Annotated in this window: 25 protein-coding genes and 1 tRNA gene; 11 read left to right on the top strand and 15 right to left on the bottom strand. The window is 66.9% G+C overall.

The features are described 5' to 3' along the window. Together ACYKG1_RS01325 and ACYKG1_RS01320 are read left to right on the top strand one after the other, a co-directional pair. Positions 1-1,158, top strand: a complete 1,158-nt coding sequence (locus tag ACYKG1_RS01325) for an ABC transporter permease (RefSeq protein ID WP_100474912.1) — start codon at positions 1-3, stop codon at positions 1,156-1,158. Positions 1,159-1,171: 13 nt separating this feature from the next. Continuing rightward, the gene (locus ACYKG1_RS01320; RefSeq protein WP_478471577.1) at positions 1,172-2,494 is read left to right on the top strand and encodes an ABC transporter permease; all 1,323 of its coding nucleotides are present in this window, start codon (positions 1,172-1,174) and stop codon (positions 2,492-2,494) included. 74 nt (positions 2,495-2,568) lie between these two features. Here the strand turns inward: ACYKG1_RS01320 and ACYKG1_RS01315 are convergent, their stop codons facing one another. Continuing rightward, entirely contained in the window at positions 2,569-2,907 is a 339-nt protein-coding gene (locus tag ACYKG1_RS01315) for a YrhB domain-containing protein (protein WP_219635043.1), read from the bottom strand. Between the two features lie 319 nt (positions 2,908-3,226). On the opposite strand from ACYKG1_RS01315, the gene ACYKG1_RS01310 reads away from it, so the two are divergent. Further along, positions 3,227-6,052, top strand: coding sequence for a TonB-dependent receptor (locus tag ACYKG1_RS01310; protein ID WP_478471575.1), 2,826 nt, complete (start codon positions 3,227-3,229; stop codon positions 6,050-6,052). A gap of 159 nt (positions 6,053-6,211) precedes the next feature. Here the strand turns inward: ACYKG1_RS01310 and rarD are convergent, their stop codons facing one another. Beyond that, on the bottom strand, positions 6,212-7,111 hold the full coding sequence (gene rarD, locus ACYKG1_RS01305) for an EamA family transporter RarD (RefSeq protein ID WP_100474915.1): 900 nt from the start codon (positions 7,109-7,111) through the stop codon (positions 6,212-6,214). Further along, positions 7,108-8,013 carry a drug/metabolite exporter YedA gene (yedA, locus tag ACYKG1_RS01300; protein ID WP_262083984.1) on the bottom strand — a complete coding sequence of 302 codons (906 nt, stop codon included), beginning with the start codon at positions 8,011-8,013 and terminating at the stop codon, positions 7,108-7,110. Before yedA ends, rarD begins: the two co-directional genes overlap by 4 nt. A gap of 224 nt (positions 8,014-8,237) precedes the next feature. Here yedA and ACYKG1_RS01295 point away from each other — a divergent pair, with 224 nt between their 5' ends. Then, on the top strand, positions 8,238-9,572 hold the full coding sequence (locus ACYKG1_RS01295) for an MFS transporter (protein WP_478471573.1): 1,335 nt from the start codon (positions 8,238-8,240) through the stop codon (positions 9,570-9,572). A gap of 67 nt (positions 9,573-9,639) precedes the next feature. Continuing rightward, positions 9,640-9,939 carry a hypothetical protein gene (locus ACYKG1_RS01290; RefSeq protein WP_478472685.1) on the top strand — a complete coding sequence of 100 codons (300 nt, stop codon included), beginning with the start codon at positions 9,640-9,642 and terminating at the stop codon, positions 9,937-9,939. Positions 9,940-9,963: 24 nt separating this feature from the next. Here ACYKG1_RS01290 and ACYKG1_RS01285 read toward each other — a convergent pair whose 3' ends face one another. From ACYKG1_RS01285 to ACYKG1_RS01270, 4 genes are all read right to left on the bottom strand, one after another. Continuing rightward, on the bottom strand, positions 9,964-11,616 hold the full coding sequence (locus ACYKG1_RS01285) for a M28 family metallopeptidase (RefSeq protein ID WP_478472683.1): 1,653 nt from the start codon (positions 11,614-11,616) through the stop codon (positions 9,964-9,966). A gap of 105 nt (positions 11,617-11,721) precedes the next feature. Further along, positions 11,722-12,654 (bottom strand): MBL fold metallo-hydrolase, encoded by a 933-nt coding sequence (locus ACYKG1_RS01280; protein ID WP_478471571.1) that lies wholly within the window; start codon positions 12,652-12,654, stop codon positions 11,722-11,724. A gap of 110 nt (positions 12,655-12,764) precedes the next feature. Then, positions 12,765-13,067, bottom strand: a complete 303-nt coding sequence (locus tag ACYKG1_RS01275; protein WP_100474921.1) for a hypothetical protein — start codon at positions 13,065-13,067, stop codon at positions 12,765-12,767. Positions 13,068-13,126: 59 nt separating this feature from the next. Then, positions 13,127-14,419 (bottom strand): tryptophan--tRNA ligase, encoded by a 1,293-nt coding sequence (locus ACYKG1_RS01270; protein ID WP_478471569.1) that lies wholly within the window; start codon positions 14,417-14,419, stop codon positions 13,127-13,129. A gap of 108 nt (positions 14,420-14,527) precedes the next feature. On the opposite strand from ACYKG1_RS01270, the gene ACYKG1_RS01265 reads away from it, so the two are divergent. Beyond that, the gene (locus tag ACYKG1_RS01265; RefSeq protein WP_262083987.1) at positions 14,528-15,322 is read left to right on the top strand and encodes a hypothetical protein; all 795 of its coding nucleotides are present in this window, start codon (positions 14,528-14,530) and stop codon (positions 15,320-15,322) included. A 73-nt stretch (positions 15,323-15,395) separates the two neighbouring features. On the opposite strand, the gene ACYKG1_RS01260 is transcribed toward ACYKG1_RS01265, so the two are convergent. The 3 genes from ACYKG1_RS01260 to rocF form a co-directional block, all read right to left on the bottom strand. Continuing rightward, positions 15,396-15,617 carry a CsbD family protein gene (locus ACYKG1_RS01260; RefSeq protein WP_019661831.1) on the bottom strand — a complete coding sequence of 74 codons (222 nt, stop codon included), beginning with the start codon at positions 15,615-15,617 and terminating at the stop codon, positions 15,396-15,398. Positions 15,618-15,820: 203 nt separating this feature from the next. After that, positions 15,821-15,958 carry an entericidin A/B family lipoprotein gene (locus tag ACYKG1_RS01255; protein ID WP_014035659.1) on the bottom strand — a complete coding sequence of 46 codons (138 nt, stop codon included), beginning with the start codon at positions 15,956-15,958 and terminating at the stop codon, positions 15,821-15,823. A 162-nt stretch (positions 15,959-16,120) separates the two neighbouring features. Further along, the gene (gene rocF, locus ACYKG1_RS01250; protein ID WP_004153767.1) at positions 16,121-17,041 is read right to left on the bottom strand and encodes an arginase; all 921 of its coding nucleotides are present in this window, start codon (positions 17,039-17,041) and stop codon (positions 16,121-16,123) included. A 275-nt stretch (positions 17,042-17,316) separates the two neighbouring features. Here rocF and ACYKG1_RS01245 point away from each other — a divergent pair, with 275 nt between their 5' ends. Further along, positions 17,317-17,766 (top strand): hypothetical protein, encoded by a 450-nt coding sequence (locus ACYKG1_RS01245; RefSeq protein ID WP_478471567.1) that lies wholly within the window; start codon positions 17,317-17,319, stop codon positions 17,764-17,766. A 74-nt stretch (positions 17,767-17,840) separates the two neighbouring features. Here ACYKG1_RS01245 and ACYKG1_RS01240 read toward each other — a convergent pair whose 3' ends face one another. Continuing rightward, positions 17,841-18,611 carry a DUF3011 domain-containing protein gene (locus ACYKG1_RS01240; protein WP_478471565.1) on the bottom strand — a complete coding sequence of 257 codons (771 nt, stop codon included), beginning with the start codon at positions 18,609-18,611 and terminating at the stop codon, positions 17,841-17,843. A gap of 597 nt (positions 18,612-19,208) precedes the next feature. On the opposite strand from ACYKG1_RS01240, the gene ACYKG1_RS01235 reads away from it, so the two are divergent. After that, positions 19,209-19,616 carry a hypothetical protein gene (locus tag ACYKG1_RS01235; protein WP_478471564.1) on the top strand — a complete coding sequence of 136 codons (408 nt, stop codon included), beginning with the start codon at positions 19,209-19,211 and terminating at the stop codon, positions 19,614-19,616. 520 nt (positions 19,617-20,136) lie between these two features. Continuing rightward, positions 20,137-20,679 carry a hypothetical protein gene (locus ACYKG1_RS01230; RefSeq protein ID WP_100474927.1) on the top strand — a complete coding sequence of 181 codons (543 nt, stop codon included), beginning with the start codon at positions 20,137-20,139 and terminating at the stop codon, positions 20,677-20,679. 81 nt (positions 20,680-20,760) lie between these two features. On the opposite strand, the gene ACYKG1_RS01225 is transcribed toward ACYKG1_RS01230, so the two are convergent. The 4 genes from ACYKG1_RS01225 to birA all read right to left on the bottom strand — a co-directional run bounded on the left by ACYKG1_RS01225 (position 20,761) and on the right by birA (position 23,428). Beyond that, positions 20,761-20,836, bottom strand: a tRNA-Thr gene (locus ACYKG1_RS01225). Between the two features lie 40 nt (positions 20,837-20,876). Then, complete coding sequence (locus ACYKG1_RS01220) at positions 20,877-21,722, bottom strand: SPOR domain-containing protein (RefSeq protein ID WP_478471563.1); 846 nt, start codon at positions 21,720-21,722, stop codon at positions 20,877-20,879. A 9-nt stretch (positions 21,723-21,731) separates the two neighbouring features. Further along, positions 21,732-22,463: a type III pantothenate kinase gene (locus tag ACYKG1_RS01215; protein ID WP_478471562.1), complete on the bottom strand. Its 732-nt coding sequence runs from the start codon at positions 22,461-22,463 to the stop codon at positions 21,732-21,734. Continuing rightward, on the bottom strand, positions 22,460-23,428 hold the full coding sequence (gene birA / locus ACYKG1_RS01210) for a bifunctional biotin--[acetyl-CoA-carboxylase] ligase/biotin operon repressor BirA (protein ID WP_100474930.1): 969 nt from the start codon (positions 23,426-23,428) through the stop codon (positions 22,460-22,462). The genes ACYKG1_RS01215 and birA overlap by 4 nt, the downstream gene beginning before the upstream one ends. A gap of 144 nt (positions 23,429-23,572) precedes the next feature. Here birA and ACYKG1_RS01205 point away from each other — a divergent pair, with 144 nt between their 5' ends. Together ACYKG1_RS01205 and ACYKG1_RS01200 are read left to right on the top strand one after the other, a co-directional pair. Continuing rightward, complete coding sequence (locus ACYKG1_RS01205) at positions 23,573-23,857, top strand: hypothetical protein (RefSeq protein WP_478471560.1); 285 nt, start codon at positions 23,573-23,575, stop codon at positions 23,855-23,857. Then, positions 23,824-24,615: a M90 family metallopeptidase gene (locus ACYKG1_RS01200; protein WP_478471558.1), complete on the top strand. Its 792-nt coding sequence runs from the start codon at positions 23,824-23,826 to the stop codon at positions 24,613-24,615. The genes ACYKG1_RS01205 and ACYKG1_RS01200 overlap by 34 nt, the downstream gene beginning before the upstream one ends. The last annotated feature ends 2 nt before the right edge of the window (positions 24,616-24,617 follow it).

Genomic DNA, 24,617 nt, shown 5'->3' with positions numbered 1-24,617 from the left:
ATGAAATACTTCTCGTTGGTGTGGGCGCAGCTGTTCCGCAGCCGCACGCGCACCCTGCTGACCCTGCTCTCGGTAGTAGCCGCGTTCCTGCTGTTCGGCATGCTCGACTCGGTGCGCGTGGCGTTCACCTCCGGCGGCAGCGTGGAAGGGGCCAACCGGCTGGTGGTCGCTTCGCGGCTGTCGATCACCCAGTCACTGCCGATCCGCCTGGAAACGCAGGTGCGGCAGGTCGCTGGCGTGCGCGACGTGGCCTATGGCATGTGGTTCGGTGGCATCTACCAGGACCCGAAGAACTTCTTCCCGAACTTCTCGGTATCGCCCAACTACTTCGATGTCTACCGCGAGCTGCAGATCGACCCGGCGCAGCTGGAAGACTGGAAGCAGACCCGCACCGGCGCCATCGTCGGCGAGACCCTGGCCAAGCAGTTCGGCTGGAAGATCGGCGACACCATTCCGCTGCAGGCAACGATCTTCCCGCGTGGCGGCAGCAACGACTGGCCGCTGGTGCTCAAGGGCATCTACCGCTCCAAGGACCGTGCGCTGGCCGCCAATGAAGAACGCCAGTTGATGATGAACTGGAAGTACTTCGATGAATCCAACGATTACATCAAGAACCAGGTGAGCTGGTACACGGTGACGCTGGACAACCCGGACCACTCCTCGCGGGTGGCGCAGGCGATCGACGCGATCTCGGCCAACTCCGACCACGAGACCAAGACCCAGACCGAATCGGCGTTCCAGCAGGCCTTCGTCAAGCAGTTCGCCGACATCGGCATGATCGTCACCTCGATCATGGGCGCGGTGTTCTTCACCCTGCTGCTGTTGACCGGCAACACCATGGCACAGGCCGTGCGCGAGCGCGTGCCGGAGCTGGCCACGTTGAAGACGCTGGGCTTCAAGGACAGCACCGTGCTGACCCTGGTGATGGTGGAGTCGGTGCTGCTGATCGGCCTGGGCGGCCTGATCGGCATGGGCCTGGCCGCGCTGATCCTGCCGGCCATCGGCCCGAAGAGCATGGGCATGCTGCCGCCGCACGTGCCGACGCCGACCTGGCTGATGGGGCTGGGCCTGATCGTGGTGATCGGCATCATCGTCGGCCTGTTGCCGGCGCTGCGTGCCAAGCGCCTGAAGATCGTCGACGCACTGGCCGGCCGCTGAGGAGAACACAGACATGTTCAAGAGCAAACTCAAGAAGTGGCTGGGCAACGGCGTGACGGTGCTGCTGCTGGTGGTCGGCCTGGTGCTGTGGATCAGCCTGCCGTGGATCGGCGTGCTGGCCGTGGCCGTGCTGGTGGCACTGTGGCTGCTGCTGACCCGCGGCGGACGGCTGGCGCTGGCCGCCACCCGTATTGGCGTGGCCAGCCTGCCGCAGCGCTGGGGCGCCTCCTCGGTGATCGTGGTCGGCATCGCCGGCGTGGTCGGCGTGCTGGTGGCGATGCTGGCGATGGGCGAAGGCTTCCAGGCCACGCTCAACAACACCGGCGATGACACCACCGCCATCGTGCTGCGTGGCGGCTCGCAGGCCGAAACCAACTCGGTGATCACCCGCGAGCAGGTACCGATGCTGTCCACCCTGCCCGGCATCAGCCGCGATGCGCAGGGCCGGCCGCTGCTCTCGCCGGAGCTGTCGCAGGTGGTCAACCTGGTGTCGAAGTCCGATGGCACCGACGTCAATGCGCAGTTCCGCGGCGTGGGCCCGCAGGCGTGGGCGGTGCATGACAAGGTCAAGATCGTCGAAGGCCGCAAGTTCGCTACCGGCCTGCGTGAGATCGTGGTTGGCCAAGGCGCCAAGGGCCAGTTCCGCGATCTGGACGTTGGCAAGACGCTTACCCTGGGCAACCAGACCTGGACCGTGGTCGGTGTCTTCGCCACCGGCGATGCGCATGATTCGGAACTGTGGACCGACGCCGATACGTTGGCCACCACCTACCAGCGCAGTGCGTGGCAGTCGATCAGCGTGCGCACCGATGGCAAGGCCGGCTTCGAGCAGTTCAAGGCCGCCGTCGCCGCCGACCCGCGCCTGAAACTGGACGTGGAAACCACCCGCGTCTACTACAGCAAGCAGGGCGGCGGGCTGACCAAGCTGATCGACATCCTGGGTAAGGTGATCGGCACGATCATGGCGGTCGGTGCGGTGTTCGGCGCGCTCAACACCATGTACGCAGCGGTGGCCACGCGTGCCCGCGAGATCGCCACCATGCGCGCGATCGGCTTCCGCGGCCTGCCGGTGGTGACGGCGGTGATGCTGGAGACGATGCTGCTGGCGCTGCTGGGTGGCCTGCTGGGCTGTGCGGTTGCATGGCTGCTGTTCAATGGCTACAGCGTGTCCACCATCGGCAGCAACTTCAGTGCGGTGGTGTTCAAGTTCCACGTCTCGCCGGAACTGCTGTGGACCGGCCTGAAATGGGCACTGGGCATCGGCCTGGTCGGTGGCCTGTTCCCCGCACTGCGCGCGGCGCGTTTGCCGATCACCACGGCGCTGCGCGAAACCTGAGCATCACGCAGCGACAGACTGCGCATCCTGCAGAGGGACGGAGCGAAAGCTCCGTCCCTTTTTCGTTGCCGAACTCAGAAATCCGCCGCCGCGGCATCAGACGGCAGGGCGCGCAGTGCCAGATGCTGACGCAGGGCTTCTTCAGGCGCATATGCCGTGCCCAGCGCGTGCTGCTCGCCCGTCTGCCTGTCGAAGAAGATCGGCCCATTGCCGGCCAGCGCGTCTGAGATCTCGCCGGATTGCAGGTAGCGCAACGACTGGAAGCAGAACAGCCAGCCTTCGACCACCTCATGCTCGTTCGTGATGACAACCGGTTCTTCGTCGTCGACAAGTGCAGCCTCTACGCGACGGCGTGCCTCTTCAAGATGAATCACTCCTTCATCTCCTTCGTTCGGTGACAACGAGACGAGCATTCCATGCAGGTGGGCGCGTCGCAACTGAAGAGCGACTGGGCATGGTTGTGCACTGCGACGTGTTGTCGCAACCGCTCAAGCATGCCGGGTTTGTGCCGCTATCGATGCCTCTTCCCATCGCAAACGCAGCGCGCGTGACGCTGCGCACAGCGCATCTGTGGATTGTTGGTTGCGATTCATTTTCGCGCACGTCCAGCGGCGTCGAGACAAACAGTTACGAATGGAAACATTCTAGAATCGCGCCCCCCACGTTGGTTTGCAGCACCCCACGCGCCCATAGAACGGGCGCTTGTTTTTACTGAAACACGAGATTTCACGGATGTCCCTGAAAACCAATCCGCTGCGCAACGCGATCGTCATCGCGCTGGCCGCCAGCTGCACCACCCCCGCCTTCGCACAGAGCACTGGCGATACCCCGACCAACCTCGACCGCATCGAAATCACCGGCTCGCGCATCCGCCAGGCCAGTGTCGAAACCGCACAGCCGGTGGTCGCGCTCAATCGCGCCGAGATCGAGAAGAAGGGCTACGTCAACGTCGCCGACATCCTGCAGGACATTCCTGCCGCCGGTGCGCCGAGCATGAGCCGCGCGTCTTCGCTGACCTCCTCGCGCGATTTCGGCGGCATGTACGTCAGCCTGCGCAACCTGGGCCCGGAACGCAGCCTGGTGCTGATCGACGGCCGCCGCATGGGCGTCAGCGCCGGCGGTTACTCCGACCTGGCCTCGATCCCGTCGTCCATCGTCGAGCGCGTGGAAGTGCTGACCGACGGTGCCTCCGCGCTGTACGGCTCCGATGCCATTGCCGGCGTGGTCAACATCATCACCCGCAAGAATTTCGATGGTGGCGAAGCCAGCGTCTATGTCGGCCAGTACGGCCAGGGTGACGGCCAGAAGCGCGCCTACAGCGCGACCTTCGGCAAGACCTTCGACCGCGGCTGGTTCAGCGTAGGCGCCGAGCGCACCAAGGAAGACGAGGTGCTGGGCAAGGACCGCGAGTTCAGCCGCTACACCAACGGCCCGCGCCACCCGAACGATGGCCTCAACGGCAACACCCCGTGGGGCAGCGTCACCGTCGGCGGCAGGAACCTGACCGTGGGCCCGGGCGGCGACCCGAGCAAGGCCGGTAACTTCCACGCGCCGGATCCGGCCGATGGTGCCAACACCAAGTCGAACATGAGCCTGCTGACCGGCCTGGAGCGCACCTCGGTGTTCGCCAACGGTGGCTTCTCGATCACCGACAACCTGCGCATCGTCGCCGACGCGCTGTACAGCAAGCGCGAATCGACCAAGCACCTGGCCGGCTACCCGTACTCGGTCAGCGCCGCACAGGCCCGCAATGGCAGCCGTGCCGCCCTGTCCAAGGACAGCACGTTCAACCTGTGGGGCCAGGACGCGCTGTTCGCGCACCGCACCGAGGAACTGCCGCGCGGCACCGAGAACAACCTGGAAACCAAGCGCGCCAGCATCGGCCTGGAAGGCAGCTTCGAAACCGGTTCGCGGTACTGGGACTGGAACGTCAACTACATGTACAACCGCAACGAAGGCGAGCGCATCGGTACCGGCAGCATGTACCAGCCGCACGTCAACCTGGCCGTCGGCCCGTCCTTCATGGACGGCGGCGTGGCCCGTTGCGGTGCGCCGGGCGCGGTGATCGCCGGCTGCGTGCCGTGGAACCCGGCCGCCCCGATGGGTTACACCGGCCCTGGCTCGCTGAGCAACCAGGACGTGCAGGACTACCTGTTCACCCGCTTCGTCGACAAGATGCAGAGCACCACCAAGGTCGCCAGCGGCAACATCTCCGGTTCGCTGTTCACCCTGCCGGCCGGCGACATCCTGGCCGCGATGGGCTTCGAGCACCGCAGCGAAGAAGCCAGCTACACCCCGGACACGATGGTGCAGAAGGGCGAGATCGCCGGCACCAGCGGCCAGCCGACCCGCGGCAACTACTCGCTCAACGAGGTCTACCTGGAACTGCAGGTGCCGCTGCTGGCCGACCTGCCGTTCGCCCGCGAACTGTCGCTGGACATGGCCGGTCGTTACTCGGACTACAACAACTTCGGTTCGACCACCAACAGCAAGTTCGGCCTGAAGTGGAAGCCGATCGACAGCCTGCTGGTGCGCGCCACCTATGGCACCGGCTTCCGTGCGCCGACCGTGGATGACCTGTACGGTGGCACCGTCAGCAGTCGCGACTCGTTCACCGACCCGTGCGATACCTCCTTCGGTACCGCCGCCACCAGCCCGACCGTTGCTGCCCGTTGCCAGGCGCTGAAGGTGCCGGCCAACTTCCGCCAGCTCAACAGCGATGGCAGCGTGGCCACCAAGCCCGGCCAGCAGGCCACCACCGATTTCAGCTCGGGTTCCAACCCGGACCTGAAGCCGGAAACCGCCAAGACCTGGACCGTGGGCCTGGTCTACAGCCCGGACTTCGTGCAGGGCCTGGACCTCAGCCTGGACTGGTGGAAGATCCGCATCGACAACGCCATCGTTGGTGAGTCGGCCACCAACATCCTGGAACAGTGCTACGTGCAGGGTTCGGATGCCGCCTGCGGCCGCTTCACCCGTGGCAGCAACGGCCAGGTCAACGCGCTGGACCGCTCGCTGGTCAACGCGGGCTACCGCGAAACCGCCGGCTATGACATCAACGTGCGTTACCGCCTGCCGGAAACCGCGTTCGGCAAGTTCGCCGTCAACTGGAACACCACCTACACCGACTACCTGGAGCAGCGCAACGACAGTGCCGCCACCACCCCGGTGGAACAGCGTACCGGTTGGGCGGGCGACTTCCGCGTGCGCTCCACCTTCAACCTGGATTGGCAGTACGGCGACCTCGGCATCGGCTGGACCGCGCGCTACTACTCCAGCATGAAGGAGAAGTGCTCGTACATGGACGAGTGCAACATGCCGGGCTTCAACTCGTCGTACACCAGCGCATCGCCGACCAACAAGGTGGGCTCCAACACCTTCCACGACCTGCAGGTGCGATACAGCCTGCCGTGGGATGGCACCGTGTCGCTGGGCGTGAACAACGTGTTCAACCACCAAGGTCCGATCATGTACACCCAACCGAACAGCAGCTTCACCTACTACGGTGGCTTCGACATCGGCCGCTTCATGTACATGAAGTACCAGCAGCGCTTCTAAGCCTGCAACCGCGTTCCCGCCACGGCCATCCCTCTCTCCTGGCCGTGGATGGAAGCAGAACGGCGCCCTTCGGGGCGCCGTTCTTTTTTCCGGGAAGCGGGGTCGGATCCCTTCGCCCCGCGAAGGGCTCTGACCCCGTTCCATGCGACCCCGCCCCGGTCAGCGCCTCGCGGCGCGCATCGTGCGGATGTTGTCGCCGACGAACAGCACCAGGCCGGCCCAGATCGCGGCAAAGCCGACCGCCTTGGCGGTGTCGAACGCTTCGTGGAAGAAGAACACACCCAGCAGCAGCTGCAGGCTCGGCGCGATGTACTGCAGGATGCCGACCAGCGACAGCGGAATGCGCTTCACGCCGTAGGCGAAGCCGATCAGCGGCACGGCGGTGACTGCGCCGCCGAAGATCAGCAGCAGGTCGTTGCGCCAGCCCCAGCCATGGAAGAACGCGCCGCCATGGCCATTCTCCGCCCAGATCGCGAAGGCCAGGGCCGGCAGGAACAGGTACAGGCTTTCCACGCCCAGGCCGGCCACCGGGTCGACCGAAACCAGCTTGCGCAGCAGGCCATACAGGCCGAACGAACAGGCCAGGCCCAGCGCGATCCACGGCGGTGTGCCGGCGTCGATGGTCAGCCAGGCCACGCCCACGGCTGCCATCGCCACCGCCACCCATTGCAGCCGGCGCAGGCGTTCCTTCAGCACCAGCACGCCCAGCAGCACGTTCACCAGCGGGTTGATGAAGTAGCCCAGGCTGGTCTCGATGACATGGCCGGCGTTGACCGCCCAGATGTACAGGCCCCAGTTGAAGGCGATGGTCAGGCTCGACACCAGCAGGATCGGCAGCGCGCGCGGCTGTGCAGCGATCTTCCGCCACCAGCCCAGGCGCGCGCTGATCAGCAGCCAACCCAGCACCATCACCGTGCTCCAGATGATGCGGTGGGCGATGATCTGGAACGACGGCACCTCGTTGAGCAGGTGCCAATAGACCGGCACCAGGCCCCAGATCACGAAGGTGGATGCGGTGACCAGCAGGCCCCGGCGTTGTTCGTTCTCGTCCATGCTCATCGCTTTCGCGTCCTTGCCATCGTCAGTACCACCACGCCCAGAAGAATCACCGCCATCGCCAGCAGGTCGCGCCAGCCGAAACGTTCACCATTGAGCAGCGCGCCCAGCAGCACCGCGATCACCGGATTGACGTACGCGTAACTGCCCGCGAGCGCCGGGCGCACGTTCTGCAGCAGCCACACGTAGGCGGTGAAGGCGACGATGGAGCCGAACACGCACAGGTAGGCCATCGCCAGCAGGCCACCGGTGTCGGGCAATGTGGTCGGGCGCTCGCCCACCGCCAGGCCGATCAGCACCAGCAGCACGCCGCCGCAGACCATCTGCCCGGCCGCGGTCATGAACGGGCCCGGCAGGTCCAGGCCGCGTGCCCACACCGAACCGAAGGCCCAGCCGATCGGTGCGATCAGCAGCAGCACCAGCCCGGTCGGCGAGGCGGTCAGGCTGCTGCCGGCATTGAGCCAGACCACGCCGAGGAAGCCGATGGCGATGCCCAGCCACTCACCGCGGCTGGCATGCTGGCCGCGCAGCGCCGAAAACAGCGCCATCCACAACGGCACCGAGGCCACCGCCGTGGCGGCCAGGCCCGAGGACACCTCGCGCTCGGCCAGCACCACCATGCCGTTGCCCAGCACCAGCATGGTCACGCCCATGATGACCAGGTTGCGCCATTGCCGCAGGGTCGGGTTCGGCAGCTTCCAGAACAGGCGCAGCGCCAGGAACATCAGGCCGCCGGCAATGATGAAGCGGCTTCCGGAGACCATCGTCAGCGGCAGTGCGCCGCCGTGCAGGGCCTTGGCGATGCCCAGGTAGGTCGAACCCCAGACCACGTAGACCAGCAGCAGTGCCAGCGCGACAAGGCCACCCCGGGGGGCAGCCGCAGACGAAGAGGGGGGAGCCGACATGACACACCAGGGAGCCGGGGGAAGGCGGATTCTAGGACGTTTTGAGTATGGTCCGGGACCCCATACGGTGGCACGCTGTCATCCATCCATGCACCCTGCCCTGGTCTGCTACCCCGCATTGACGGCCGATGCAGTACCAAGAGGGGCTGCCCGGCCGCGCCGCCCCAAGGCCGGGCGCCGTTTTCCCTGCGCACGGACGCGCCGCATCGAGGATTTCCACCCAGATGAGCACCACGCCCCAACCTGCTGTCCCCGCGAACGACCGTGCCGCCCTGCGGCGGTCGATCTCCAATACCCTCAAAGGCTCCGCCGGCAACCTGGTGGAGTGGTATGACGTCTACGTCTACTCGGTGTTTGCCGTGTACTTCGAATCGCAGTTCTTCTCGCCGGACGACAAGAACTCCACGATGTACGTGTGGGCGATCTTCGCGGCGACCTTCCTGATGCGCCCGATCGGCGCCTGGTTCTTCGGCCGCTTCGCCGACCGCCATGGCCGCCGCCTGGCGCTGACCGTATCGGTCACGTTGATGGCGCTGTGTTCGTTCCTGATCGCCATCACCCCCACCGCCGCCAGCATCGGCATCTGGGCCGCAGTCATCCTGCTGTGCGCACGCCTGCTGCAGGGTTTCGCCACGGGCGGCGAATACGGCGCCAGCGCCACCTACATGTCCGAAGCCGCCATTCCCGGCCGCCGCGGCTTCCTGTCGTCCTTCCACTACGTCACCCTGGTAGGCGGCCACGTACTGGCCCAGCTGACCCTGCTGCTGATGCTCACCTTCTGGGGCAAGCCGGAAATCTCCGAGTGGGGCTGGCGCATCGCCTTCGGCATCGGCGGCATCGCCGCGGTGGTGGTGTTCTGGCTGCGCCGGGGCATGGACGAGTCGCTGTCAGAGTCGTCGATCGAGGCCGCGCGCGAGGGCAAGGCGCAGAAGTCCGGTTCGATGTACGAACTGTTCGTGCACCAGTGGCGGCCGCTGCTGCTGTGTTTCCTGATCACCGCCGGTGGCACCGTGGCCTTCTACACCTACTCGGTGAACGGCCCGAAGATGATCCAGAGCGCCTTCGCCGGCAACGACCCGATGACCGGCACCCTGATCAACCTGGGCGTGCTGGCCTTCCTGATGGTGCTGCAACCGGTCGGCGGCTGGCTGTCGGACTTCATCGGCCGCAAGACCCTGCTGGTGTTCTTCGGCGTCGGCGGCGTGCTGTACAGCTGGTACCTGATCACCCAGCTGCCGCACCAGCATGACGCCACCCTGGCCTTCCTGACCCTGGCCATGGCGTTCGTCATCCTCACCGGTTACACCTCCATCAACGCGGTAGTGAAGGCCGAACTGTTCCCCACCCACGTGCGTGCACTGGGCGTGGGCCTGGGCTATGCGCTGGCCAACTCGCTGTTCGGCGGCACCGCCCCGCTGCTGTACCAGGGCGCGCTGAAGACCGGCCACGTCGACTGGTTCGCCATCTACGTGACCGCGACGATCGCGGTATCGTTGGTGGTCTATGTGTTCTTCCTCACCAACAAGGGCCCGAACTGGCTCGACGGCACCCGCAAGTAAGCGCGTTGCCCTGATCGCGGCCACCGGTGCACTGCCGGTGGCCGCTGCGTCTCCCGCCTCGCCGCTGATGTGGATCGCGGCGACGCTGGCCGCAGCCACGGCATTGGCCTGGCTGCTGCGCCGCCCCAACGCGCAGGCTGCATGGCCACGCATCGGATTCGGGATCGCCCTGCTGGTGTTCTGCGCCGCGCTGGCGCTGCAGCTGGCAGTGGACCTGGGCAGCGGCCACAGCTCGCTGCAACTGCGCCTGCACCGCGGCATCAATTCCGGGTCGCCGGTGGGACTGCGCACGATGGTGGCGTGCTATCTGGCAGCGCTCGCCGCCGGCGGCTGGGGCGCGTGGAAGCTGCTGCGCCAGCGACGGTAGCGCCGGCCGCTGGCCGGCACCACCTCAACGGCGGGCCGCTTCGCTCTTGTCGCGCGCGCCACGGAACTCCGACTCCTTTTCCCACGTCGGCCAGCGGCGGCTGTTGGCCAGCTCCGCGCCCAGGTCGTAGACCAGCAGGGTGTCGGCAGCGTGGCCGCTCGGGTCCCAGCTCGGCGTCCAGGCATCGCAGGCCTGGTGGTAGCAGTCGGCGAAGTACTTCTCGCGCAGCGCGCGGCCGGCTTCAACCCCACCGTCCAGTTTGTCCAGGCCCGGGCCGATGGTGATCGCCGGCACGCCCAGACGGGCGAAGGCGAAGTGATCGGCGCGGTAGAAGAAGCCGGCTTCCAGGTTCGGGTCCGGGCTGTAGCTGCGGCCACGGGCCTTGGCCACGCGTTCCAGGTCGCCTTCCAGCGAGACCCGGCCCTTGCCCCATGAGGCGATGTCACGGGTCGCGCCATCCGGGCTGAACATCTCGATGTTCAGCACCGCGGCGGTCTTGTCCAGCGGCGCCAGCGGGTGTGCAGCGTAGTAGCTGGCACCCAGCAGGCCCTTCTCTTCGGCGGTCAGCGCCACGAAGTACAGCGTGCGCTGCGGCTGCGGGCCGGCGGCGAATACGCGCCCCAGTTCCAGCACCGTGGCCACGCCGGTGGCGTTGTCGATCGCGCCGCGGCGGATGCGGTCACCCTTGGCGTCGGGCTGGCCGATGCCGAACGCATCCCAGTGCGCGGAGAAGATCACCGCTTCGTCGCCATGCTCGCCACCGGGCAGCTTGGCCACCACGTTGCGGGTGACCACCTGCTCGCGCTTCAGCGCGAAATCCACGCTCAGCTTCGCGTTGTCCAGCGCCACCGGGCGGAAGTCGGCACGCATCGCCTTGCGCTTCTCCGCATCGAAGTCGAGGCCGGCGTCGGCGAAGATCGCCTCGGCCAGCTCGCGCTGCATCCAGCCACGCAGCGGCGTGTGCTGCGCCATTGCCTCGGCCTGGCCGCGCTCGATGTCGAACAGCGGCGAGGTACCCGAGCTCTTCACCGTGGCCCAGCCGTAGGCCGCCGGCGCGGTCTCGTGCACGATGAGCACGCCCTCGGCACCACGGCGCGCGGCTTCCTCGAACTTGTAGGTCCAGCGGCCGTAGTAGGTCACCGCCTTGCCGTCGAATGCGCCCGGTGCATCGGCTTCGAAATCGGCATCGTTGATCAGTACCACGGCGATCTTGCCGTGCAGGTCCACGTCCTTGTAGTCGTTCCAGTGGCGTTCCGGCGCGTCGATGCCGTAGCCGACGAACACCAGCGGCGCGTCCTTGATCTGCACGCGCTTGCGCGGCTGCAGGCTCTGCAGGGTCACGTCCACGCCATTGGCCAGCGCACGCTTGCCCTGCTTCAGCGACAGGCTGGCCTTGGCCGCGCCCTCCAGCTGCGCGCGCACCAGCGGCACCGGCTGCACCCAGCTGCCGTCCACGCCGCCCGGCTGCAGGCCATAACTGCGGAACTGCTCGATCAGGTACTGCACCGTGCGCTCTTCGCCCTCGGTGGCCGGCGCGCGGCCCTCGAATTCATCCGATGCCAGCACGCGCACATGGCGCGACAGTGCCTGCGGATCGATGCCGCCGCCCGGCAGGTCGTTGGCCGCATGGGCCAGGCCACCGACGAACAGGCAGGACGACAGCAGCAACACGCGCATCGGATTCACGGCAGTACCACGGCTAGCTTGGAAGTCACCAGAGTGTAACGTGGTCGTGACATCGCCGCGCGGCGTGGAGGCGCCTCATCCGCGCATGGCGCGGATCTACTGGCGGACGCGGTCCAGCCAGCAGGCCAGGCCCTGTGCGTTGAGCTCGATGTCCATCGCCAGCACGGCGGTCACCGCCGCCTGGTCCAGCGCACAACCATGCAGCTGTGCACGTTCCAGGTACAGCGCCTGCAGCGCCGCCAGCAAACAACGGTGGCGGTCCGGCCGGCCGTCGCACCGGCGGCCGATGGTCGCCATCGCATCGATCTGCTCGAACAGGTCGTTGGCCAGCTTCTCCACCTGCTGCACGCGCCCATAGTGGGTCAGGTACATCGCCTGCGGCGCGTAATCGAGCATGCGCCGGATCGAGGCCTTCATCGCCTCCGGATCGAACTGCACCGGCGAAGAGGTCGGGAAGATGAAAGCACCCTGCGTGCTGTCCAGCTCGCGGTAGGAGATACCGAACGTATCGCCGGTGAACCAGCTGCGGCTGCGCGCATCCCACACGCAATAGTGGTGCAACGCATGGCCCGGGGTATGCAACAGCACCAGCTCGCGGCCGGCCAGGTCGATGCGGTGGCCGTCTTCGGCCACCACCACGCGCTGTTCGGGAATCGGTTCGATGCGGCCATAGCTGCGCGCGATCTCTTCGGCGCCGTACACCGCCGTGGCACCGGCGATCAGCCGGGCCGGGTCGATCATGTGCGGCGCACCGCGCGGGTGCAGTACCGCCTTCGCATTCGGCAACTGCTGCATCAGCAGGCCCGCACCGCCCGCGTGATCCAGATGCACGTGGGTGAGCAGCAGCCAGTCCACCGCCTCCACGCCAAGGCCAGCGTCGGCCAGTGCCTGCAGCATCGCCGGCACCGACAGGCCGGTGCCGCAGTCGACGAACGCGGCGCGGCCGTTTTCGACGATCAGGTAGGCCGCGTCGAAATCCGGGCGCTGGAAGCCGGTATCGATGGTGTGGATGCTGGGGTCGGCGGTCATCGGCACGCACCTGGCAGGATCGGGAATAGACCCCCATGTTAGGCGCGCTGGCGGGCCGGGTTCGATGCGGCTTTGGTCGGGTAGTGCCGGCCAGCGGCCGGCACTACCGATCAGCCGGAGCGCAATGCGAACCGCGGCCGCAGCAGCAACGCCAGCACCAACACTGCCAGGAACGCACCATAGGCGTACAGCACCGCCAGCACCTGCGGCCAGATCGGGCCGGCAGCAGGCTGCACCACGCCGATGCGGTAGCCCCACAGCATCGACGCGATGCTCAGGGCGAACGCGAGCACCAGGGTGGCGCCATCGAACAGGCGCCGCCGCGCGGTACGCGGCTGGCGCGGGAACAGCCAGTACAGGCTGCCCAGCAGCAGGAACCAGGGCAGGAACAGCAGCAGCGACAACCAGGCCATCGCAGACTCCATGTCATCGCGCCGGCGGCGCGCGGACATCATGCCACGGGCACGACCCCTTACGCTTCGCGCAGAACGGCCAGCGCGGCCAGCACTACATCCACGTCCGCTTCCAGCTTGAACAGCTCGCTCTGCAGCTGGTCCCCCTGCTCTGCCTGCTTGATCACCGCGATCAGCTGGCCCGCATCGCGCGGCGAATCGAAGCCTTCGCTCTGGATCAGCAGCGTGCCGTCACCGGCGGTCAGCTTGAAGTAGAAGCGCCCATCCTTTTCGCGGTACTGCTTGAACAGCGGCGGTGCCACGCGGGCCACGCCGGCGTCCTCGCTGGCGATGTCGCCCGCAGTGGACAGGTCACGCAGGCCCACCGCATGGCGCAGCTCGTCCAGCAGCGGTGCCGCCAGCTGCTCGCGCAGCTGCTGGCCACGGCGCTTGAGCAGCGCTTCGATCTTCTCCGGCTCGGCCATCAGCGCGTTGTAGCGCTCGCGCAGCGGCGACAGCTCGCTGTCGATGCGCTCGAACAGCTGCTGCTTGGCATCGCCCCAGCTGATGCCCGCAGCGAACGCCTTGGCGAACTCCGCCGTCTGTTCCGGCGTGGCGAACGCCTGGTACATCTGGAACAGCGCCGAGCCTTCGGTGTCCTTCGGCTCGCCCGGTGCGCGCGAGTCGGTCAGGATCGAGAACACCAGCTTCTTCAGCTCCTCGCGCGGCACGAACAGCGGAATGGTGTTGTGGTAGCTCTTGCTCATCTTGCGGCCATCCAGGCCCGCCAGCGTTGCCACCTGCTCGTCGATCACCACGTCCGGCAGCGGGAAGTACTCCTTGCCGTACACGTGGTTGAAGCGCTGCGCGAAATCGCGCGCCATCTCGATGTGCTGGATCTGGTCACGGCCCACCGGCACCTGGTTGGCCTTGAAGATCAGGATGTCGGCGGCCATCAGCACCGGGTACATGAACAGGCCGGCGCTGACGCCTGCGTCCTCGTCCACGCCTTCCTCGCGGTTCTTGTCCACCGCGGCCTTGTAGGCGTGCGCACGGTTGAGGATGCCCTTGCTGGCGATGGCGGTCAGGAACCACATCAGCTCGGTGGTCTCGCGGATGTCGCTCTGGCGATAGAACCACACATGTTCCGGGTCCAGGCCGCAGGCCAGCCAGCTGGCCGCGATCTCCAGGGTCGCGCGCTGGGTGCGCTGCGGGTCCTGCGACTTGATCAGGCTGTGCAGGTCGGCCAGGAAGAAGAAGCTCTCGATCCCCGGGGCGCGGCTGGCCGCGATGGCCGGACGGATGGCGCCAACGTAGTTGCCCAGGTGGGGCGTGCCGGAGGGGGTGATGCCGGTAAGAACTCGGGTCGTCATGACTGCGTGGGGTAACCTTCGATGAACGGGGCCAGTTTACCTTGCACGCCACCAACCCCGTCAGGGCCTGCGGCGCGTTCATTCACGCAACCCCGCTGGAGACGCCCGATGAAACGCCTGCTGCCCCTGCTGCTGATCCTGCCCCTGGCCGGCTTCCGCCCGGCCCCGATGCCGCCGCCGGTGTACGAGGGCGGCCCCGTGCGCATGGCCCTGGTCGACCGCGACCGCGGTACCGAACTGCGCAGCTACCCCGCCGAAGGCCAGCGCTGGGTGGCCGGCGAGCGCGGCCACCGCTACGCCGTGCGCCTGTACAACGACAGCCCGCGCCGGGTGCTGGTGGTGCTCTCGGTGGACGGCGTCAACGCCATCTCCGGCGAGGATGCCGATCCCTCGCAGACCGGCTACGTGCTCAATCCCGGCCAGCGCGCCGACATCACCGGCTGGCGCAAGAGCCAGGATGAAGTGGCGCAGTTCGTGTTCAGCAGCCCCAGCGGCAGCTATGCCAGCCGCACCGGCCGCCCGGACAACATCGGCGTGGTGGGCGTGGCCGTGTTCGAGGAAGCACGCCGCTGGCGCCCGGAGCCAATCCTGCGCCGCAGCCTGCCAGCACCGGCCCCGGCGGCCGAAGCTGCGGCCGATGCCAGCGCCAGCCGCATCGAGGGCTACGCCAGCAAGTCGCGAGCCCCGGCGCTGGGTACCGGCCATGGCGCGCGCGAACAGTCCTCGGTGCGCGATACCGACTTCGAACGTGCCAGCCGCAGCCCGGCCCAGGTCCTGCAGTTGCGCTACGACAGCGCGCGCAACCTGCGCGCGCGCGGCATCCTGGTGGATTCCCCCTCGCGCCTGCCGCGCGAGCCGCAGGCATTCCCCAACCGCTACGTGCCGGACCCGCCGGCACGCTGACCACCCCGTACAGACAACACAACGCCCGCAACCTCACGGTGCGGGCGTCGTGTTGTAGGGCAAACCGTGGTGCTTACTTGTAGTCCGGATAGTCCTTGCGCACGCTGTCTTCAAAATCCCGGACCTCCTTCTCGGCGCGGTCCTTGGCCCAGCCATAACGTTCCTGCAGGCGACCGGCCAGATACTCGGCATTGCCTTCGGCCACATCGAAGTCATCGTTGGTCAGATCGCCCCACTTGGCCTGGGCCTTGCCCTTCAGCTGCGACCACTTGCCGGAAATGATGTCTTTGTTCATTGCTGGGAGTCCTTGGTTGCAACGGCGTTCTTACCGTGGCTCCAGCTTCGCGTGGCGGCCGTTGAATGCCGGTCAACCCGCAATGAAATACATGCTCACCTGCTTGAATGGTTCACTCCGCTTCGACAGTCGTACTGCGAAAAGCACAAACGAAAAAGGCCGGGATGATTCCCGGCCTTTTCGCTTTCCAGTCCGCGCCGGGCTCACTTGCCCTTGGCGGCGTCCTCTACCTTTTCACCGGCCTTCTGCACGTCCTTGCCAGCACCGGCAACGGTGTTGCAACCGGCCAGCAGGGCCACCGAGAACATCGACAACAGCATCAGGGCAACTACGCGCTTCATGGGCTTCTCCTTGGGTTCGCCGCTATACCGCTTCATTCGCGGATGGGATTCTTTCGCTCGGCGGGAGGGCACCAATGCCCACTGCCGCCGCGTGAAGTGCAATCTGGCGGCAGGGGCGTGGAGCGGGTGTGAACGGTTCGGCGATCCGTTCAGGCCGGGAGCTCAGTCGCGCATCAGGGTGGACTTGCCGAACAGGCTTTCCACCAGGTCCACGGCCAGCTCGGCGGTGGCATTCTGCTTGTCCAGCAAGGGGTTGAGCTCGACGATATCCAGCGATCCCATGCGCCCGGTGTCGGCGATCATCTCCATCACCAGCTGCGCCTCGCGGTAGTTCACCCCGCCCGGCACGGTGGTGCCCACGCCCGGCGCGATGCTTGGGTCGAGGAAGTCCACATCGAAGCTGACATGCAGGTGGGTGTTCTCGTCGATGCCGGCCAGCGCTGCTTCCACCGCGCGCTTCATGCCGTTCTCGTCGATGTAGCGCATGTCGTAGACATCCACCTTGTGGGTCTTGATCAGGCGCTTCTCTTCCGGGTCCACCGAACGGATGCCGATCTGGTGCATCTGCGCCGGGGTGATCGCCGGCGACGTACCACCCAGGCGGGTCAGCGCGTCCGGGCCGAGGCCACACAGGCACGCCACCGGCATGCCGTGGATGTTGCCCGACGGGGTCACATCGCTGGTGTTGAAATCCGAGTGCGCATCCAGCCACAGCACGCGCAGGGTCTTGCCCTGCTCGCGGCACCAGCGCGCAACGGCGGTGATCGAACCGATGCCCAGGCAGTGGTCGCCGCCAAGCATGATCGGCATGCGCCCGGCCTGCAGTTCGGCATAGCTGGCTTCCATCAGCGCATGGTTCCACGCCACCACTTCATCCAGATGGCGATAGCCTTCCACCGGCGCCGTCCACGGGTTGCGCGGACCATCCAGGTTGCCCAGGTCGCGCACGTCCACGCCGCGCGCTTCCAGCGCCTCCGGCAGGCCCGCCACGCGCAGCGCTTCCGGCCCCAGCCGTGCACCGCGATGGCCCGCACCGACATCGGTGGGAACGCCAATCAGGGATACGGAGATGGGATGGGCCATGGGTGCCTCCTGCGGTGGGGAAAAAGAAGCACAGTCTAGCCAGAGCTGTGTGACACCACTCGCGGCGGTGCAGCAGGGCATTGGCCAGATCGCCGCGGCCTGGCAGCCCTATCCGGTCAGGCATTCCAGCGCTGGGTCGTCAGGAATTCAATCTTCCGCGACCCACTTCACACCACGGTCGGTTTCGCCTCTTACGCGAAGCTGATGTTGTCTCCACGCTGCGCCGGCACCCTGAAGGTGCCGTTTCACTTCCTCACTCATGGAGCACCACGCGCATGAAACATGCACTCAATGGATTGGCGGTACTGGCAATTGCCCTGGGCGGACTGTTTCCCGCCGCTGCCAGTGCCTCCTCGCAACGCGTCACGCATACGGTGACCACCGACGCGTATCCCATGCAGACGGCGGGCGCACGCAAGGTGCTCGACTGGGTGGCGCAGCGGGTGAAGCCGTCGTTCGCCCCGCAGGGCTACGGCAACGTACAGGTGGAACGACAGGCGCTCTCCGTCGGGGGCGCATCTGCACGCTCGGACGGATCGATTCCTGGCAAGCTGCCGGAGCAGGGCATTCCCGGTGAGATCTACCGGGTGGAAAACCTGCTTCCCGATGGCTCCCTGCAGACGTGGGAATTCACCTGGGTAGAACCCTCATCCGGCCATGGCGGCGGCTGGGATGTCACCGGTTACACCTACAAGAAGGGCAATGACCCGGTAAACCAGCAGTAACGAAACAGGGGCAACGCGCACCGCGCTGCCCCCTTCAGACACGTGGCCGACGGCGGATTCGCCGCCGCGGCACCTCAACCGCCGCGGCGGCGAACCGGCGTCAGGCTCTGCACCTGGCCGTTGTTGCGCATCATGCACAGGAAGCGGCCTTCGGGATAATCGATGATCAGTTCCTGGTAATCGTTGCCCACCGGCATCTGGGTCACCAGCGTGCCCTGCGCGCCCTTGCGCATGTTGCAGGAGCCCAGTGCGGTATCACCCGCCGGTGCGCTGTACGCCACCTTGGACACATTGCGGAACACGGCGCGGCAACCGCCGTTCACCCATACCGAGTGCCGCGACAGGCCCCAGTTCCTGCCCTCTTCGCAGCGGGTGTGGCTCAGCTGGCGCACCACCTCCACGTTGCCGCGCGTATCCATGTCGCACGACACCTGCTGCTGGTCGGTGGATTCGCAGGTCACCTCGCGCGGCAACGCCGCATCGTTGTCGTCATCGTGGCGACGGCGGTCGCGATGCTCTTCCCGCGCGGGCGTTCCGCTGGCACTGACCTGGCAGATGCCATTGGCGCCGCCACGGCCGGTGTAGCTGATCTGCGCCGTGCCGTCGTCGCTGCTGCTGATCGACAACGTGATGCCGCTGTTGGCGTCGCGTGCTTCGAAATAGCGGTCGTTGAAGCGTTTCAGCGTGGCCTCGCGGCCCTGCACGTAGACCGGGCCGCCTTCGTCGGCGTGCACGTCGATGCCGCCCGGGCAGCTGGCGTTGAAGAACGGCACCGCGGCCATGGCCGGGGCCACGAAAACGGTGGACAACAGTGCGGCGGTGAGCGGCAGGGCGTGGCGACGCATGATCGGATCCCGAAGGGGCCCGGGGTGGGCCTGTGGCGGCAGTATGCGATGGGGCGTGGCGGGCTTTCCGTGAGGAATATCAAGAACCGGGTGCCGCGCATGGGGATTCAGGTCTGGTAGGGTGGTCCTGAAGCGCCGCCGGGCTGGTTAAGCCAGCTTTACACCGTGGCCCGCCATGGCCAGTGCGAGAGCGATGGCACGGCCTGATTTATCGTGGATCACGGCACTGCGCGATATGTCGCCTCTGGCATTGCGATGCTCGAAACGGGCCAAAGGCGATAATTCATTTTTCCTCTCAGATCACCCGATGTCATCGAAACAAACGACTGGCAGGCGGTGATTTCGCGTGCGCATGATGAATTGCCACCTTCAGCGGGGTGGCCGGGATTTCCAACCCGAAGACTGAAAGCTGTATACGCTTGCCAGCCGGCGCCGTCTTCTCAAGAGCGGCGCCGGCTGGCAATCCGTTCGCCGATCGACGGCGGGCGGTGCGTGGGGGCCTCGTGCCCACCGGCTCATTCAGTCCCGGGATTGGAAACCACGTATCGCCCGCCACCCCTCTCCGGTGGCACCTCTGTTCCGCACGAGGATGCCCGCATGTCCAAGCCCCACCACCCATACCTGACCGCCACACTGGGCGAGGCCGCCCTGCGACTGCCGCCCGAACTGGCGCAACCGTTGGAAGCCGCTTTTGCCGCTGCGAACGAGGCACCCGCGCCGATCAACCTTCCCAGCTGCCTGCAGCGCATCCGCGCCGGTGATGCCGCCGACGGACAGCCGTGGCAAGGGCCGGCCAGCACACCCGGCCAGGCCGTGGCCGCCGCTCGCCGGGATCGCGCCGCGGTGGGCCTGGTGTCGCTGCTGGAGCTGTACCACGCCGCCGAGCGTGTGCGCGTGGACGGGGAAGAGAAAGACGACATCGGCGATGGCACGCGCGAAGGGCTGATGCTGGCCTGCCGGGGGCTGGCGGAGTATGTGGCGTTGCAGGTGGGCGGGGCTCAGTAATGCGGAACGTTGAGATCCCCAGCGTGCAGCCTTATAACGCCACGCCCCCAGCCATCGAATCAGGCAGACCCACTGCTGGGTAGTAAACAGCAGGGGATGCGGGTGCGCCTTGGGCACCCGCACTTTTGGGAGAAGCGATGAAAGGCGAGCTATTACCTCGAGTGTGAGGTGCGCGATTGCGTCAATCACTCAGCGCCACACTTGTGCATGCCAATTTGCTACTGGTTAACTCACCGGAGCGGGGGCATCCATCCCGCTTCTACACGGGGGCGGGATGTACAGAGTCGCGATGTTCCTTTTCGGTGTCTGCACCGTTTTGCTTTCAGGCTGCACTACCACTGCGGTTCCCAAAGGGGTTGCCTCAGCTGGATACACCGAAGTTGTTTCTGTTCCTCTGGGCCCTCTCCGCTACTTCCACACTGCTTCCCTGCTTCCCGGGCGAAACGCCGTAGGCACTACGCACGTCCACCGCTGTGCAAACACTGAGCGGAGCATCAGCCTGCAGATCGCGGATGGGCTTGTGATCGTTGCTGAAGATGTCTGTTCACGGATCGATGCGGCGGCGGACCTGGCCGAGTCATGGATACCGGCGGCATCCAACAGCTATCGGATCCTGCTCGTGCCGGAAGGCACTGCGGGGGCAATACGGACAAGATCGCTTGGCCGCTTTGCGACAGGCAGGACGCTTGCACTTGCATCGCACGTCTACGGCGATCAACGACAAGCCTTCGCGGATCTCGTTGACCTGGTTGCGCACGAGAGCCTTCACGCATTAGGGCACGCTACCAGGCATCCGCGAGCGCGCGACGAAAGAAGCGCCTACTACGCAGGGCTGTGTGCCCAGCTCAAGATCAACGGGCTCATCAAGGAAGAGAGCTTGCCCGGAGCCCCGCTTGCTTCGGGTGATCGGGCAGTACGCATCTCGTCCCAGCAGGCCTATCGTGTGCGGCTTGAGACCTATCCGTTGCTGGTGGACGGCACCATCCGGCTTGGAACGCCATCCGGCGAGTCGATGCTGCAACGGTGCCAGCAGATTGGAAACGAGTTGATTCGTCTGCAGTAGGCCTGAACGCGAAAAGGCCAGCGCACTGCGCTGGCCTTTCTCGCTGACCCCCTGCTTCCGGGGCGTAACGGAGATCCCAAGTGGTGCCGCTTGTCCGAATCGAACGGACGACCTACTGATTACAAATCAGTTGCTCTACCGACTGAGCTAAAGCGGCATGGGTGGTGCACCGGCGGCAGCGCCGCGGTCCAGGGATTCTAGCGCAACCGCGCGCATTCCAGCGACCGGCTCTGTGCCGCCCCGCTGCGCTGCTGGGCCTGGGCCGGCTGCGTGCCCGCCGCCAGCTGCCCTTCCAGCCACCATTGGCCGGCGTCGCCGCTGGCGACCAGGCGCGGCTGGAAGCCGGCGGCCTGCACCGCCGCCATGCGCCGTTCGGCGCCTTCGCGGTTTCGGTACTGGCCCAGCGCCACGGCGTTGGCCTCCTCGCCCTGGCTGATGATGTAGTAGTCGCTCAGGCCGGCGGCGACGATGCGCTTCACCGTGGCCTGCGCTTCGTCGCGGCTGGCGGCGGCCGGCAGCATCACCCGGTAGCGGGCACTGCCGCTGGCAGCGGGCTGTTCGCGCAGGCGTACCTGGCTGAGCAGCGTGCCGGCCTTCCCCTGCGCACTGCTCGCGGCGGCGCGGTCGGCGAACGGGCCCAGCGCGACGCAGCGCGCTGGCTCAGCAGCCGCGGGCGGGGTTGCGGGCTGTTCCGGTGCCGGAACGGGTGCGGGTGGCGCTACCGGCTTCGCAGCAGCGGCAACCGGCACAGCCTCTGCCGTCTGCGGCTTGGGAATTTCCGGCTTGGCCGGCACCGGCGCGGGCATCGCAGCCACAGCCGTCTTCGCCGCCGGCTCGCGTTCCACCAGCGGCGCGGTCGGGGCTGCAGCAGTCGCTTCGGCGGCTGCAGCGGCATCCACACCACCGGGCACCCAGCGCAGCTCGGCCACACCGGCCGGTTGCGGCGGCGGCGCGGGCGGTTGCGGCGCATCGCGCAGCAGCCACCAGCAGGCGACGCCAAGATTGAGAATGGCCAGTACGACGATCAGGGCACGGGTCAGCATGCGCGGATACTAGCGTGCGGGCTGGTGCACCGCCCAGCGGGCGAGGCCATCCAGCACCAGCGAGGGCTGGTAATCGGCACCGGGCAGCAACGGCATCAGCGCCGGTGCGCCGCCACCGTGCACAAGCAGCGACGGTGCCACGCCCAGCAGCGTGTGCGCCTGCTGCGCGCTGCGTTCGATCAGCGCCACCGCGGCGCCGTCGCAGCCGGAGGCCAGCGCATCGGCGGTGTCGTTGGCAAACTCGCTGTAGTCGCCGCCGGTCGCCGGCAGCTGCACCGCACGCGCGTGCAGCGCTTCGCGCATGGTGGTGGGCGATGCGGAAATGCGGCCCCCGTGGTGCTGGCCATCGGCGTCGAGCAGGTCAATGGTCAGTGCGGTGCCCACGCCGACTACCAGCACCGGGCGCTGTGCCTTTGCGGCAGCCAGCAGGGCCAGGAAACGATCGACGCCGAACTTTTCCGGCTTGGCATAGGCAATGCGCACGCCGGCACACTCGGCGCTGGTGCGCACGACATGCACGTTCTCGAAGCGGCGCTGCAGCTGGTCCAGCATGGCGCTGGTCAGCGACGGCGCGGCCACGCTGGCCACGAACGCGGTGGTACCGCTGGGCAGGCTGTGCGGCGGCTGCCCGGCCATGCCTTCGGCGCCATGCGCCCAGGCCTGCACGTCACCGGCGCGGTCGCCCTGCAACGGCGCGAACTTGAAGCGCGAGTTGCCCAGGTCGAACAACCAATCGCTCATGCTGCCCTCACGCTGACTTCGCCGGCATGCAGCAGGCGTTCCCGGCCATCGATGCGCACGCGCAATGCGCCGTCATCGGCCAGGCCAAGCGCGGTACCGTGCTGCCACTGCCCGTCCAGTTCCACGCGTACTTCGCGGCCGGCCAGCATGTCGAAGGCGGCGTAGCGCGGCAGGAACGGAGCGAGGCCTTCGCGATCGAATTCTTCCAGCGCCGGCAGCAGCCGCGTCAGCACGGCAGCGACGACCACGTTGCGGTCCACCGGCTTGCCAGCCAGCGTGTCCAGGTCCACCCACGGCTGGGTGATCTGCTCGGCGAACGACGGCGGCATGTGCGTGTTGATGCCGATGCCGATCACCGCGCGCGCCGGGCCGGCGTATTCGCCACCGCCTTCTGCGAGCAGGCCGACCAGCTTGCGGTTGCCATCGACGATCAGGTCGTTCGGCCACTTCAGCTGCGCTTGGGTATAGCCCAGGTCGTGCAGCGCCTCGGCCACGGCGATGCCCGCCACCAGGCTCAGCCCGGCCAGGCGGCCGAGGCCACCGGAATACAGGCGCAGCACCGACAGGTAGATATGCGCGGCCAGTGGCGAGGCCCAGCTGCGGCCACGACGGCCACGGCCACCGGTCTGGCGTTCGGCCAGCAGGACGCCGACCCCGCGCTGGGGCGCGCTGCAACGCAGCAATTCGGCGTTGGTCGAATCCACCGTCCAGGCCACCTGCAGGTCGTGCAGCAGCGGCAGAACCCCGGCCGGCAGACCGGCGCGGATCGCGTCCGAATCCAGCAGATCGACCGGGCGGGTCAGGCCATAGCCTTCGCCGGCGCGGCCCTCGACGTCCACACCGGCGGCCCTAAGCCCTTGAATACGCTTCCAAATTGCCGCGCGGGTCTGGCCCAGCTCACGGGCCAGGGCGTCGCCGGACAGGCGACCGGCAGCGAGTTTGGCCAGCAATTGGCGATCGTCCACGGCAGCTTCCACGAAGTCAGGAAGGAATTATGCGGGAAAGCCGCCAGCGACGCCCGCCACGCTGGGTTCCGCAGGGGCTTCCAACGGGGCGCCGGGTTCGGGCTAGAATCGGGAACTCACCCTCCCTTAACGTGGATGTCGTCAATGCGCCGTTATGCCCATTGCCTGATCCTGCTGATGATGCCCTTCGCGGCGTCTGCGACGGCAGCGCTGGACGACAGCCGCGGCGCCTGCGTGTCGTCCAACGGGGATGCCGCCTCGCAGCGCGCGCCGACCGCGACCACCTCGGCCGCCACCACCAAGCCGGCGGCGGTACGCCCGGCCGCCAGCAGTGCCACCAGCACCGGCGGCGGTGGCAGCGACGATGACGTGCTGCAACGCATCCGTGCGCCGAAGTGGCACAGCTACCTGCCGGGAATGTTCCGCTGATCAAGTCGTTGCTGCAGTGGCTGCGGCCTGCGCCGCGGCCAATCGACGATGCACTTTGGGAAGACGCCTGCCGCCGCGCGGCCTGGCTGCACGGCCTGGACGACGAACGCCGCGCGCGCCTGCGCGTACTGGCCACGCGCTTCCTGCACGAGAAGACCATCACCCCGATCGGCGAGCTGCAGCTGCAGGCCGGTGACGGGGTGCTGCTGGCCGCGCTGTGCTGCCTGCCGCTGCTGGAGTTCGGCGAGGTGGGGCTGGAAGGCTGGTCGCAGCTGATCGTCTACCCCGATGCGTTCCGCGTGCACCGCAGCCACATGGATGCGGCGGGCGTGCTGCACGAGTGGGATGACGAGCTGATCGGCGAGTCGTGGGACAGTGGCCCGTTGATCCTGTCCTGGGCCGACGTGCAGGCCGACCTGGCGGCGCCGCACGAGGGTTACTGCGTGGCAGTGCACGAGATGGTGCACAAGCTGGATGCGCTGGATGGCGCGATGGACGGCACCCCGCCGCTGCCGCGCGAATGGCAGCGCGAATGGGCAGCCACCTTCCAGCGCGCCTACGACGCCTTCTGTACCCAGGTGGACGCGGGCGAGGAAACGCTGATCGATCCGTACGCTGCCGAAGCGCCGGAGGAGTTCTTCGCGGTAACCAGCGAGTACCACTTCTCGGCACCGGATCTGCTGCAGCAGGCGTTGCCGGAGGTGGCCGCGCAGCTGCGACGGTTCTACGGCGAGCCGCCGAAGATCGAATTGCGGTAGTG

The sequence above is a fragment of the Stenotrophomonas sp. 85239_Sma genome, assembly GCF_056481725.1.
The sequence above is the reverse complement of the archived record's forward strand: the minus strand, read 5'-3'. Positions and strand labels throughout refer to the sequence as shown.